At 39.0% G+C, this 14,564-nt stretch carries 11 protein-coding genes; all 11 read left to right on the plus strand.

What is annotated here, in order from left to right; all coding sequences use genetic code 11:
• Nucleotides 1-20: 20 nt before the first annotated feature.
• Nucleotides 21-932 (plus strand): carbohydrate ABC transporter permease, encoded by a 912-nt coding sequence (locus IGL31_RS02290; RefSeq protein ID WP_002286787.1) that lies wholly within the window; start codon nt 21-23, stop codon nt 930-932.
• On the plus strand, nt 929-1,783 hold the full coding sequence (locus IGL31_RS02295; protein ID WP_086299869.1) for a carbohydrate ABC transporter permease: 855 nt from the start codon (nt 929-931) through the stop codon (nt 1,781-1,783). Before IGL31_RS02290 ends, IGL31_RS02295 begins: the two co-directional genes overlap by 4 nt.
• The gene (locus tag IGL31_RS02300; protein WP_002286784.1) at nt 1,780-2,397 is read left to right on the plus strand and encodes a YesL family protein; all 618 of its coding nucleotides are present in this window, start codon (nt 1,780-1,782) and stop codon (nt 2,395-2,397) included. Before IGL31_RS02295 ends, IGL31_RS02300 begins: the two co-directional genes overlap by 4 nt.
• Before the next feature lies 1 nt (nt 2,398).
• The gene (locus IGL31_RS02305; RefSeq protein ID WP_002286782.1) at nt 2,399-2,917 is read left to right on the plus strand and encodes a phosphatase PAP2 family protein; all 519 of its coding nucleotides are present in this window, start codon (nt 2,399-2,401) and stop codon (nt 2,915-2,917) included.
• A 297-nt stretch (nt 2,918-3,214) separates the two neighbouring features.
• Complete coding sequence (locus IGL31_RS02310) at nt 3,215-7,723, plus strand: VWA domain-containing protein (protein WP_179189381.1); 4,509 nt, start codon at nt 3,215-3,217, stop codon at nt 7,721-7,723.
• Nucleotides 7,723-9,036, plus strand: a complete 1,314-nt coding sequence (locus tag IGL31_RS02315) for a pilin N-terminal domain-containing protein (RefSeq protein ID WP_073490353.1) — start codon at nt 7,723-7,725, stop codon at nt 9,034-9,036. The genes IGL31_RS02310 and IGL31_RS02315 overlap by 1 nt, the downstream gene beginning before the upstream one ends.
• Nucleotides 9,029-10,726, plus strand: a complete 1,698-nt coding sequence (locus tag IGL31_RS02320; RefSeq protein ID WP_002326336.1) for a SpaH/EbpB family LPXTG-anchored major pilin — start codon at nt 9,029-9,031, stop codon at nt 10,724-10,726. Before IGL31_RS02315 ends, IGL31_RS02320 begins: the two co-directional genes overlap by 8 nt.
• A gap of 73 nt (nt 10,727-10,799) precedes the next feature.
• Nucleotides 10,800-11,696, plus strand: coding sequence for a class C sortase (locus IGL31_RS02325; RefSeq protein WP_086299868.1), 897 nt, complete (start codon nt 10,800-10,802; stop codon nt 11,694-11,696).
• Between the two features lie 180 nt (nt 11,697-11,876).
• The gene (gene sapR / locus IGL31_RS02330) at nt 11,877-12,551 is read left to right on the plus strand and encodes a two-component system response regulator SapR (RefSeq protein WP_002291233.1); all 675 of its coding nucleotides are present in this window, start codon (nt 11,877-11,879) and stop codon (nt 12,549-12,551) included.
• 17 nt (nt 12,552-12,568) lie between these two features.
• Nucleotides 12,569-13,594 (plus strand): two-component system sensor histidine kinase SapS, encoded by a 1,026-nt coding sequence (gene sapS / locus IGL31_RS02335; RefSeq protein ID WP_002286770.1) that lies wholly within the window; start codon nt 12,569-12,571, stop codon nt 13,592-13,594.
• An 88-nt stretch (nt 13,595-13,682) separates the two neighbouring features.
• Entirely contained in the window at nt 13,683-14,549 is an 867-nt protein-coding gene (locus tag IGL31_RS02340; RefSeq protein ID WP_002286769.1) for a GRP family sugar transporter, read from the plus strand.
• Nucleotides 14,550-14,564: the final 15 nt, after the last annotated feature.

A 14,564-nucleotide genomic window follows, 5' to 3' on the forward strand; every position in this document is an offset into this window, starting at 1 on the left:
TACAGAGGAGGCAAGAAAATTTGAAGCGTTTATCTATCCGAAAGAAAAAAGAAGCAAGATGGGCCTATTTATTTATCTCGCCTTTTATTATCGGGTTCTTGGTATTTATGCTAGGGCCTATGCTTTTTTCAGTTATTGGTAGTTTCACCGATTATAATTTGACATCCAAGATGAATTTCATTGGTCTAGCAAATTTCAAAAGAATGTTCGTTCACGATGATTTATTTTGGAAATCGTTATACAACACCGTTTATTTCGTCATCTTCAATGTACCGCTGACGACGATTTTCAGTGTGTTTTTAGCCACAGTACTCAATCAAAAAATCAAAGGAATCAGTGTATTCCGTACAGCTTTCTATTTACCGGCAGTCTTATCAGGAGTAGCAGTCTACATCTTATGGATGCAGCTGCTTTCTCCATCTGCAGGATTGATCAACACATTTCTGGGCTGGTTCCATATCCCTGGACCAGCTTGGCTGTTTGATCCACAATGGACGAAACCTGCGTTGATTTTGATGAAAATATGGAGTTCTGGAGGAGCAATGCTACTTTACTTAGCTACATTACAAAATGTTCCTAGATCTTTATATGAATCAGCAGAAATCGATGGAGCAGGCGTTTGGGGAAAGTTCAAAAGTATTACTTTGCCATTAATCACTCCTATTATTTTTTACGATGTGATCACCTCTACGATCGGTTCTTTCCAAATTTTTCAAGAAGCTTATGTCATGACGAAAAATGGAACAGGCGGACCTGCAAATTCTTTGCTTTTTTATAATCTGCATATGTGGAACAAGGCGTTCGTAGCTTTTGATATGGGTTATGCGATGGCTATGTCAATGATCCTGTTTCTGATCGTGTTGGTTCTGACGTTTGTCAATTTGAAGCTTGCACCTAAGTGGGTCTATTATTCTGGAGGTGACGGCAAATGATGGATTATTTCAAAAAGACCAGTGTGAATCGGCAAACAAAAAAAATACTAAGTTATGTCCTCATGACAGTAATAGGAATCATTTTGATCATTCCATTGCTTTGGATGGTGTTTACTTCATTGAAACCAATGGAAGAAATCGTTCGTTATCCTCCGACCTTTTTCCCAGAAAAAATCGTATGGGAAAACTATCTGGATACGATTGCCGCCTTTCCTTTTTGGCGCTATGCAAGAAATACATTATTAATCACTGTGCTAGTAGTGATCGGTAATGTCCTTTCAAATTCTTTTATTGCTTATGGATTTGCGAAGCTTGATTTTCCTGGGAAAAAGCTGATGTTTGCTTTGGTTCTTTCTACGATGATGATCCCGGGGTTTGTAACGATGATCCCTCAATATGTATTATTCTCCAAGATCGGCTGGGTAGGTACTTATTTGCCCCTGATCGTTCCATCGTTCTTCGGCAATGCGTTCAATATATTTCTGATGCGTCAATTTTACTTATCGATCAATAATGAATTGATCGAAGCTGCTGAAATCGACGGAGCGAATCATTTGTACATTTGGAGTCATTTGATGCTTCCATTGACGAAACCTGCCTTGATTACCATTGCGATCAATTCCTTCAACGCAGCTTGGAATGATTTCTTAGGTCCTCTGTTATATATCCAAGATCAAGAAAAATACACGTTACAGATTGGCTTGCAAGTTTTTCAGAACCAAGCAACGACACAATGGAATTATCTGATGGCAGGAGCAACACTTGTCTTGATCCCGACGATTTTGCTGTTCTTTTTTGCACAACGTTATTTCATTGAAGGGATGGATTTGACAGGAGGTTCAAAAGGATGATGAATCGATCGATTGGTAAAAAAGCCAATGATTATTTCTTAGAAATCATTGAATGGATTCCACGTCTTATCCATTTACAGCTACTATGGTTCCTGTGCGTCTTGCCTGTTTTCACATTAGGAACTGCAAGTCGAACAGTTCTGTATATGATTTATCATTACAAAAAAAATGAAGAGAAAAAGCTCGGTTCACTATTCTGGAAAAAGTTTCGTGAGAACTTCTCTCTTTATGGAAAGCAAGATAGTTTAGCAAGTGTTTATTTTCTTCTTCTATTGATCGATTATCAGATTTTCCGCTATTGGGGTGGGGGAATTGGCTATACATTGATGTATACTACGTTGTTTTTGCTTCTATTAAGCGCGCTTCTCTTTAGTTACAAAATCTTGCTTCAACTGGAACAAAAAGAAGCTTCTTGGATTACTGCATTTTTCTTGTTTTTTAATGATTTCAAAAGCGCGCTTTTCTATTTGGCAGGCACGTTGATCCTTCTTGTCGCATTCTGGTTTGCAGGACCAATCTATTTTGCTTTATTAGGTTTCAGTTTCTTGTTTTATTTTCAAGTCCTGCTTTTTATCCATCGTACGCAAGAAAAGGTTCTTAAAAAGGAGGAATAACATGTTGCGTTTGATTGCTAAAATCGATGATAGTATTATCAACAAGTTCGCCAAGCAACGGAAAACGGATAGTCGAAAAATCAATTTTTTGAAATTTATCAGTAATATCTCTAATGGTGGTTTTATTTGGTTGCTCCTTGCTGCTGTTTTAGTCTTGATACCTGATACTAGAGAATATGGTCTAGCCATTCTTATCGGCAGTTTGATCTATTTTTTTGTTGGTTTGCTTTTTATCAAAAAAACGACAAGACGGAAAAGACCTTATGAAAAAAATCGTCGGCTTGTCCTTTACACAAGTAAACCGAAGACTTCTTCTTTTCCTTCAGGACATACAGCGCTAGCCTTTTTATCAGTAGCTGCGTTGTTCGAATTAAGTCCGGTTGCAGGAATATTAGCCTTTTTATTTGCTTGTTTGATCGCTTATTCGAGGATTTTTTTACTTTTACATTATCCTACTGACATTTTAGGAGGAGCTATTTTAGGAAGTGTTATTGGCATCCTATGCGCTGCCGTTATCTGAATTAATTGTACGAATAAAGCATGAGTGCGTAAATGCGCATTTGTGCTTTATTTTTTTGTTTCGAGGAAAGCGTAGTTGTTTATTCATTTGTCTTAATAACTTAAGTTTTGTTAAATGAGAACGTTATAAAAATTTATAATTTAATTTTAATAATAAATGTTGTATAATTGGTGTTTTTTAACTAAAAAGGATATTGTTTGATTTAAAATTAAAATTAAATTAAATTATAATTAGATGGGCATTGTTTTGTTGATTGTTGTGAAAGAAGACAAATATTTTTGAAAGGAGTATAAGGATGTGAAAGGGTTAAAATTGAAGCTTTTGCAGTTAGTGACTGTCAGTTTGCTATTTGGACCATATTTCCAGTCAGTCTATCATATGACGACACTGGATGTAGCTGCTGAGTCAACAGAAACAAAGGAGGATGAGGTATTCTTAGATGAGGACTATGCAAAAATTGAAGGGAAGTATATTGAAAAAGAAGAAACCCTTGAATGGCATCTGGCTTTTGAAAAAAAGGAAAGTGCCAATGAAGGTAGAATACGTTTAGCAATCGATGCGGCAGCCGCCGGGATTGGTACCGTAAAAAACGTTCGTGGAACAGGTCTATCCTCCTATGATGAAGATGGAGAAGACCTAAAAGTCGAGACGATCGATGGTCAAGAATGGTATGTCGGAAAAGTTTATTCAAAAGAAGCAGAAACCGGCACATTGATTTTTGAAACAGAAAAGATCCCCGATGTGAACGAAGGGGAACTACCTCTTCAAGTGGTGGTTGATGAAAGAATAGATAACCAAGAATTACAAGAAAATGAAACTGATACAGAAGATTCCGCTGAAATTCAACGTAGCGAAGAAAATGAGATGGAAAAGCTGGACGAACCAATCGTACCCAGCGGTCAAGCACTCCAGCGCATTCAACGCCAGTTATTCAACGGTATTTTGGAGCGTCTTGGGCCAACAGCTACGCAAGACCCCTATGAATATATCTATCCTAGCGGAGAAGTTGAAAACGAACAGCATCGCTACCCGAAATTTACAACGAATGACTATACAAAAGTGTTAGGAAATTGGACACAAAGCAATGAACGCTATCAAGGAGACAAAGGCTCGCCATATGACGGAGAGAACTTGATCGATGATAGTGATTATACAAACGGGGGAGCGAACTGGCGAAATTACGACTATGCTACTAATAATGGATCAACTGCAGGCGAAGAAGATAGAAACGTTCCAGCTCAAACCGTTCAGCTTTGGGGAAATGAACGGAATTTTGAAAACAGTTACTTGGATTATAACGGGGCGTACATCAAAAAATGGGTAGAACCTGTTCTGCCAAGCAGCACAGCATCTGATCTACATCCTGAAGATGCAACAACCCTTTACAATGTCTATCTAGATGTCATCGGGGGCGAGAAAAAGGAAATCAGTCCAATCGATATCGTTTTTGTTCTAGATAAGTCAGCGAGTATGAGTGAATTAACCGCTGGGACCAATAGTCAAACTAAAAATGCTGCGTTGATTGAGGCAGTAAACGAAATGAGTAAAGATCTGCTCTCTGACCCGAGTCTGGATATTCGAATCGGTATGGTGAATTTTTACCATAATAGTACAGCTATCAATAACCATGAGCAAATCAGTTCGGACATCTTTCCATTGACAAATGATATCAATCGTTTGACGGGAAGTGAGAATACAGCATTAAATCGTACACCAATCGGAGGAACTCCGCTTACACTAGGGCTTAAAAATGGCTATGAAACATTGTATAAAGACAATGGCGGAGAAAATAGAAATCCAGAAAAAATCCTGATCGTTGTGGGAGATGGGACACCGACCTTCAGTTATGCACCGATTCAGTCAAGTTATCGTACGAGCACTAATGGAGCTTGGAGCAACTGGACTGTGATGGAAGATAAGATTGCTGAAGATAATGGCGTTTTGTTCAGAAATTTTGAGGAGTTTTCTGGGAATACTTCTAATGCAGGGTTTACTCATCCAGTTACCTACGCATCTGACTTTAACCGTCCAGAAGATGAAGTAAATGTACACTATCGTTATGGAGAGGTAAAAGAAGGAGATAATAAAGCGACTCACTGGGTTGGTGATGGTTCTTCTAATAACAATACGAATGGCAGTCCTACTTCGCAAGAAAAGTCATCTGCGATCAACACAGTTGCTTATCATCATTGGCTGAAAAACAAGTATCAAGAGAACCCGCCAAGTATCTTCTCCATTGGTTTAGGAATCGATGGAAACGTTAGCGGGAGACAACGACTAGATGCTATTGGACGAAATGTATTGAAAAATATTGCTGATTTAGAAGAAGATGGCGTAACACCGCGATATTACAATGCGAACAACAAGAATGACATTGTTACAGCCTTGGAGGATATCTCTTCTACCTTCAAGAGAACGATCCAGCAAGCCACACTTTATGATGAAACTGGTTTTAATGTCTCACCATTTGGAGCTGGCAGATCGGCAGATATTCAGTTTTACCATCTAGATCCAGGAGAAAACGGCATGAAGTACCAAGAGCCAGAAATATGGGATGAAGAACGTCATGGCCAAGCCCCACCAGAAGTAGTGGCGACTCCGACAACGTATGTCGGACGGGAAAATCAAGCTTATAAATTTTCTCCGATTTCTTTAGGTGAAGGGGAAATGGTCAGGATCAAGTACCAAGTAAAACTTGATGCGGGAGCTCAAGACGGAAATTTTTACACAGTGAACAATATGGCCTATATTCAGAACCTGGAGGATTATGAGAATGATATCACTACTGGACGGATGTATTTCCCATCTCCTTCCATTCGTTACGAACATAAAGGCCGTAATTTCCAAGTCAGCAAGAAGGGTCAAAATGGCGAGCCGTTGGCTGGAGTCGAATTTGCATTATATGACCAAAATCCAGAGAGTGGGGAAGCCGAACCAATCGAAACAAGTAAAACTACCACGGACGGAATAGCGATCTTTGAAACGAAGATGCCGATTTTAGGAGATGAAACTGGAGCAGTCAGCGACATATTTTGGATCAGAGAGATCGCTGGACCACCACGTTATCAGTTAGTAGATGAGACATATCAATTCCAAATCAAAAAATATGCAGCCAACGAAGATGAGATGTTAGGTCACTACGAGCTTGTAGATGAATATACATCTGGTTCGAGAGTCGGCGGACCGGAAGGTAAAGATCCGAATTCCTATTATGAAGGAGAATATCACAAACTTTCTGTTGTACAAGAGCCCAACATAGAAGGCACAGAGTATGATGAGTTGTATGTCAAACTGGAAATGCGAAATGAATTCAAGCCAATCCACATGAATATCAATAAACTAATTGAAGGCAGTAATATGCCAATCAATGGCGCAGAGTTTGAACTTTATGAAACAGATGGTAACGGACTGGAAATCGGATATCCAGTAGCGAAAGGGCTTTCTGGTGTGAACGAAGTAGAGGAAGAGAAAGGGAGACTCACGTTCTATTCAGTAGATGAAGACGGGAAATATGTAATCGTGGATGGTGAGAAAGTTATTCATCCAATCGGAGAGCCAGATTCATTTGTTTATAAGGATAGTGAAGAAACTACCAACTATGCAGAATACAAAATCATTGAGAGCCAGAACCCAGAAGGTTTCAAAGAACCTGACGAAAATGACACATGGATCTTGCGACTTTACGATAATGCTATAGGGACTATCCAGCTCAAGCAAACAGGTGAAGAAAATTGGCAATATCTCACGTATACAACAGATGAAGAGGATCGTTTATGGGTAGCATTCACTGCTTACAATACGTTTGATTATCGGGAGATCCGAGTTAGAAAATTAGACCATGAAGGCCATACATTAGATGGTGCAGGTTTCGATATCAGGAAAGTGGGGGATTCTTCCTTCCCGCTGTATCGAGCATACACTGGTAATCCGTTAGAACCAGAAGAATCGAAACGTTTGCCTGGGATCGGATACTTCTATTCTCGTGCCGTAGGAGTAGAAAAGTATGTCGATTTAAATTACGACCAACCTCTGCATCTGTCTATTGGTGAATATGAGGTCTCGGAATCTGTCGCACCAAATGGGTATCGGCTATCTGATCAAGTGTTCCAGTTTGCACTGAATGAAGAAGGTAAGTTTATCATTGAAGATACGGTCATCGAAGACGAAACTGCTCCCTTGCCGGAAGGCTATGAAATCATCGATGGTGTACTACAAGTAACCTTAGAAGATGAACTAGCGCCAATCGATTTGGAACTTTTGAAAATTGACAGTATGAATAGCCGACGTCTTGAAGGCGCAGAATTTTCAATTGAGAAACAAAATAGTGCAGGAGAGTATGAAATCATCGAGGGAGGCTTGGCACCAGATCCAAACGATTCTTCCCTATTCAATGCTTCAGACTTGTTGGAAGGGGTCTATCGGATCAAGGAAGTGAAGTCACCTGACAGCTATAGAAAACTTCCAGGTTACTTTATTTTAGAAATTAGTTATCGAGAAGAACCTGACATAGAAAATGATCGGGTAGTTCCAGGAAAAGAAGCGGGTACACTAAAAGTTGAGATTTCGTATTACCCAAACGAAGAAGCAGAGACGCCTGATCTACAGCAAGAGTTAGAATATGAACTTTTGGAGACAAATCGAATCAGATTACAGCTTAGTGTCGGGAACGATCCTGAAAATCCGTTGCCTGCTACAGGAGGATCCGGACGATTATTCTATATCCTGCTTGCTGCATTCTTCATGGCGCTTGCAGGAGCAGCCTATGGTTTGTTTGTCAGACAATCTAAAAAGGAGGGAGCAAGGTAATGAAAAAGCTGTTGTGTTTGATGCTTCAATTACTTGTTTTACTACCGCTTGCAGCAGTCCTTCTTCCACAGGCGATGTCGGCAGAAGAATCAGGGGAAGATGTCGTGGAATTCGTGTTGCATAAACGGATGATTCGAGATATCGATTATAACGATCAATTTGAATACCATGAAAATGATGGCTTGGCTATCTCTGAGGAAGCAGGGGAAACAGCAGATATCATTTCACAGACGGTGCCACTAAATGGAGCGACATTTGCCATTTACGACATGACCGATTATTATCATGAAAAAAAAGCTGCTGAAAACATGACTCCTAAAGAATTCGTCCAGCAAATCGCTGAAACGAACAGAAACAATATCCGTCAGCTAATCACAGAAGAAAGGCTTGTCCAAATAGGGACTTCGGTAACAACTGGGAAAGATACGGTTGGCGGATTAGGAAACGGGATTGCACGTATCAAAGCACCTAAGAAAAACCAAGATCGGGATGCAGTTTATTTGATTTTCGAAGAATCGATTGATCCAGAAGTTGGATTGGATGTTGATATCGATCAGACAGCTATCCCAATTGCTGCTATTTTGCCAATTTATCACCCGACAGAATCAACCGAGGAACTGCAAGAGATTCATATCTATCCTAAAAATGTCGGTTATCTAAGAGATCCATACTTCTTCAAGTATGGACGTCAAAGAGGAACAACTGAAAAAGGAAAACCATTAGAAGGTGCTGTTTTTGCTCTATATCAGATGATAGAAGGGGAGAAATATTATTTAGATATGGCTCCTGCTAATGACTTGAAAAATCAATGGATCAAACCAGCAGACAATGATCCTTTGAATGACAAAAATGTAAGCAAATTCATTTCGGATAAAGAGGGCCTTGTTACGACAGGACAACGTTTCTTGCCTTCTGGCACCTATTATTTTGAAGAATTAAAAGGTGTGGAAGGTTACGAGATGGATGAAGCAAGTAAGAGAATCGAGGTCATCATCCCTGAATTTTGGGTGGATGCAAAAGGCCAACCACAATATGTAGTAGTTAACGGACAGGAGATGGCTGAATTAGAATCCGGGAAAGTTCCAGTCTCTGCCTATGAATCCGCAACACCACGTGTTTATAACGAGACCGTAAAAGAAACAACGGACAAACCGAAAGAGCCGAGTGGTCCAAGCAATCCAGGTCAATCAGGAAAATGGTCCGTATTCCCGCAAACGAATGAAGCAAGAACGTTGATTTCTTTACTAGGAATTCTTTTATTGTTAGGTGCTGTTTTATTAATAAAAAAAGAACGGGGAGAAAAAAATGAATAAAAAAATGATTGTCACGGGAATGAGTGTACTGTTACTCGTTACTGCGGGAATAGGGATTTTCGGGAACGGAAAACTAGTCAAAGCCGAAGAAGTCGCACAAAAACCAAGTGAAGTGACGATTACATTACACAAAAAAGGTTTCTCATCTGTTCCGGAAGAACGACCGAATAGCGGATTGGTTTCTACGGATTTTGGTGAAGAAAATATTCCAGGAGTCGATTTTGATTTGTTTGACGTAACGGAAGTATATTACGATTTGATTCGAGATAATCCTTTAACACCGGAACGAGAAGACGGTCTTAATTCTGCCGAAGCGATTGAATGGATTCAAAAACGGCACACAGAAAGTTGGTTTTTAAAATATCGACTGACAAGTATTGACAAACAAACAACGAATGAAGCTGGAGAAGCGGTATTTTCTACCGTCCAAGTGACGGAAGAAGCACCTTCTTCTAGAGATAAAGTCTATCTTTTCTTAGAAACTTATTCGCCAGCTCATATTTCCAGAATCGCGTCTCCAATGGTTGTTATGATGCCAGTGATGATGCCTGATATGGTGGATGGTGTGTGGGATGGTTCTACATGGAAAGACACATACAATACAGATGTGCATTTGTATCCGAAAAACGAAATCAGAGAAGCAGATAAACAGATGAATGTAGAGGAAAGCGACCTTAGACAAGTAACGATTATTAATGAAGCTGGAGAACAAGAAACGATTTCTTATATTGATCTAGAAAGAGGAAAAACGGCTTCTTACACGATCACAGCACCTATTCCTTATTTCATCGATTCTGTCCTTGAAAACGGAAGCGCTGTTATCAAAAATTACAAAATCACAGATACGCCTACAGTTGGTCTAACTTATTATGATCAGGAAATAGAAGTGCGAGCCGGCGAGACGATTTTAACAAAAGGACAAGATTATATAGTAGAAGTAGTAAACAACGGGTTTGTCGTGACGATTTTGACAGAAGAAAATGGAGTAGCCAAAGTAGATACTTTAGGTAGATTAGCAGATGCACGTGGAGGAGATTTAACGATCACGTATAATTTGAAGGTTTCCACAGAACTAGAAGCGGATGATTTCCATAACAACACAGCGGTTATTGAAATCGGACGAAATGATGAATTTGATTATGAAGAAGGAGTAGAGCCGCCAGAGAAAGTCACAACAGGTGGAAGAAAGTTTGAAAAATATGATGCATCAAGCAGTGAATTGCTTAAAGATGCAAGATTCGAATTGTGGAATGAAGACCGTTCTGAATACGCAATATTTTATAAAGGGGAGTCGCCTTTAGCTGTTTATGAATCAGGAGCAGATAGAATTGAGTGGGCAACAAGCGGACAAGCAACAGAATTTGTCGCAGATGGAAATGGATACTTTGAGGTTCAAGGGTTAGATTATGGAACCTATCAAATGAAAGAGACCATGGCGCCAGAAGGTTATGTACTTCCAACAGGTGAGGCAGCCTTTACTGAATTTATCATCTCTTATGGAAGCTATAATGAAGAAATTCAGATCGTAGGAGTAGAAAATCCAGGGCCAGAAAGAGTACCGAATATGAAACGCGGGTCACTTCCTGCTACTGGTGGGAACGGGCTCTTGGCATTCTTACTAATCGGAATAAGTTTGATGATTGGAGCGTACAGCTGGTACCGTAAATCTAAAATGAAGTCTGAAGTATAAGCAACAAAAATAAGCTGCAGCAATCGGTTTTATAAAGGTTGCTGCAGTTTTTTTAAATAAGAAGGTGAAGAAAATGAAAAAGAAAACAGGTAATAGACCTCAAACCCAAATCAGTCTTTTATTACAATTATTTATGGCAGTGATGTTTCTTGCCGGAGCTGCAGTTTTTACATATCCATTTTTAGCAGATGCTCTCAGCAATTATTTGGATCAAAGAAGGATCGAGAATTATCAAAAGCAGCTTGAACGCGATAAAGAAGAAAAACATGAGCAACAATTAGCAGTGCATGAAAAGAAAAATCAGACGCTTGCTCATACATCAGTAATCCCAGGAATGGGACGAGTCAAAGATCCTTTTGAGCAAGCGGTTAGAAATGTCCAAAATCCAGGAAAAGAATATTACGAACAACATATGATCGGAGCCATCTATATTCCGAAAATCAATGTTAGCTTGCCTTTATTTGATGAAACGAATGATCTTTTGTTAGATAGAGGAGCGACAGTCCTGCAAGGCACCTCTTTTCCAACTGGAGGAGAGAGTACACATTCCGTGATTACCGCCCATAGCGGTATTGCTGAGAAAAAACTCTTTACGGATCTTGAAGAAATGGAGCAAGATGACCGATTCTATCTTGAAGTGTATGGTCGGATGCTCGCTTATGAAGTCGTTGAGAAAATTGTTGTCCTTCCAACAAAAACAAATACATTAGCAATCAGAGAAAAGCAGGATCTAGTCACACTTATCACTTGTACACCTTACACCGTGAACACTCACCGATTACTAGTGACAGGAAGGCGAGTTCCCTTTACAGAAGAAGTCTCTTCAAAGATAGAACAGACAAAAAAATACCATCTTTATCGATTACTTATACTCCTTCTAGGTATATTGCTAGTGCTAACGCTTTTCGGTTATTGGTGTTATTGGAAATTTAAAAGACAAAAACAACTAAGGAAAAATAACAGATCATAGACCAATTGTTAAGAATAACATAATAAATTTAAGCTGTATTGAAAAGACAAAAGCGATTAAATCGCATATTTCCAGTTTTTTTTAACGTTTACTAAAATGACATTTTCCAGGTAAGCCAACTTGTTTCACAAGGGCTTCTTTGATATTGTAGTAGCAAGAAGAAAGATGGAGGGATTTTTTATGGCAAAAATCATGGTAGTCGAAGACGAAGAGATCATTCGACAATTGATCATGGAGGAACTTGAGAAATGGCAATTTGAAACCTTTGGAACGACCGATTTCAATCAAGTGTTCTCAGACTTTGAAAGAGAAGAACCACAGCTTGTATTACTAGATATTAATCTTCCCGTTTTGGATGGCTATTATTGGTGTCAAAAAATACGTGAAGTATCGAAAGTACCGATCATTTTTATCTCCAGCAGGAATACGAATATGGATATGATCATGGCTATGAACATGGGGGCAGATGATTTTGTGACAAAACCTTTCCAAATCGATGTACTGATTGCAAAAATCAATGCATTACTTCGCCGTTCTTACAACTACACAGAATTATCTAGTGAAATGATGAGCCACAATGGCATTACGTTGAATGTTGACAACGGAAGTATGGAAATCAACGGAGAGATCATTGATTTGAGCAAAAATGAATATCGTCTATTATTTATTTTGATGAAGCACAATGGAAAGATCTTAAGTCGGGAAAAATTGCTGCGAGCACTGTGGGATGACGAACGATTTGTAGATGACAATACATTGACAGTCAACATCAATCGGTTACGCCGAAAAATCGAACAGGCAGGTATCCAAGGATATATCGAAACAAAAGTAGGACAGGGATATATCGTTCCCTGAAAGGATGAGCGGTTAAGATGAATTTTTTTAAATATTTGAAAGATCAGTGGACATTGATCTTGGGATGGCTGTTTTTTATTGCATTGACGATCTTTGTGATGTGGCTGGCGCCAAACATCAAAGTTGATTTGAGCACAATTGCTTATTTAGCTTTGATTGAGGGCGTCTTTCTGATTTTTTATCTGCTGGGTGGTTACTTGAGCAAGAGAAGATGGTGGGGAAAATTAGCCGACATACAAAAAACTTCCCCTTTGCAAAATTATTTGAGTGGTGGGAGGACAGAAGAAGAAAAACTGGTAGAAGAATATATCAATCAGCTGATCCGTGAACACCAAGAAGTAATGCAATCAGCAATCAGTAATCAACAAGACCAAAAAGATTATATTGACTCATGGGTCCATGAAATCAAAGTGCCACTTTCCGCTTCTAAATTGCTAGTTCGTTCGATCGAGTTCGATATTGACGATCAAAAGTATACATTACTAGAAAATGAATTATCAAAAATCGATGAATACGTAGAACAAGTTTTGTATTATGCAAGACTAGACAGTTTTTCGCGGGACTACCTCATCCAAGAATATGGACTAAAAGGAATCATTCAGCCTGTGATACGCAGTCAGGCAAATTATTTTATCCAAAAAAATATTCGCTACGAGATTGTTGGTGAGGATCATACTGTTTTGACCGATGCTAAATGGATCGCTTTTATCTTCAACCAATTGCTTAGTAATGCCATCAAATATACGCCGGATCACGGAAACATCATTGTGAGCATAGAAAAGGAAGCACAAGGAGTCAGCCTTTCAGTTAAAGATTCAGGAATCGGTATCCCAGCGGAAGACTTGAAACGGATCTTTGATAAGGGATTTACTGGGAGAAATGGTCGACTTAGCAAAACACATTCAACAGGATTAGGACTTTATTTAGCAAAAAATCTGGCCGAAAAATTAGGTATCCATTTGACGGCTGAATCAACTGAAGGAAAAGGGACAACAATGACTTTATTTTTCCCAATCTTAAATTTTTATAATGAAAAACGTTAGAAAATCGTTAGAAACGAAAAAAAGTGCTTGTGTTGTTAACGTTTTCGCTGATAAGTTTCTTATCATGTGAAATAAAAGGAGATTGGTTATGGAAATTTTAATAGCATTAGTCCCTATGTTGGCATGGGGTAGTATTGGTTTAGTAAGTGGTAAAATTGGTGGCGATGCCAATCAACAAACACTAGGAATGACGATCGGTGCATTTCTGTTTTCTTTAGTTGTCTTTTTCGTTGTTAGTCCTGTAATCACCCCTTGGATTTTCTTGATCGGATTTTTATCCGGCTTAGCTTGGAGTGTTGGACAAAATGGGCAGTTCCATGGAATGAAGTACATGGGTGTTTCTGTAGGGTTACCATTGTCTACTGGTTTTCAATTAATTTTGAATACGATTGCGGGAGCCGTTTTCTTCCATGAATGGACACAAACGAAAGATTATGTATACGGTATTATTGCTTTAGCTCTTCTTGTAAGCGGTGCGTATTTGACTGCCCGACAAGATGACGAAGGAAAAATAGATACAGATAATAAAATGCTTGATTTTGGTAAGGGTTTTAGAGCATTGATCTTCTCTACGATTGGTTATGGTGTATATACCATCATCGTCAACTGGGCGAATTTGGATGCGATGTCAATTATCTTACCTCAAAGTATCGGAATGATCTTAGGCGCAAGCTTCTTTGCTTTCCGTAAAGTTAAAGTCGATCAGTTTGTGTGGAAAAACATGATCTGTGGATTATTATGGGGCTTAGGAAACATCTGCATGCTTCTAACAGTCAAATCACTTGGTTTAGCTGTTGGCTTCTCACTTTCACAAATGGGGATCATTATCTCTACTTTAGGTGGGATTTTCATCCTTGGCGAAAGAAAAACGAAAAAAGAGCTCATTTATGTTATTGTTGGTTGCCTTTTAGTCATTTTAGGTGGTATCCTTTTAGGGTATATGAAAACAGTTTAATCGCTGTTTTCCAAC

This window comes from Enterococcus sp. MSG3290 (assembly GCF_050555565.1).
In the GTDB taxonomy this organism is placed as follows: Bacteria; Bacillota; Bacilli; order Lactobacillales; family Enterococcaceae; genus Enterococcus_B; species Enterococcus_B faecium.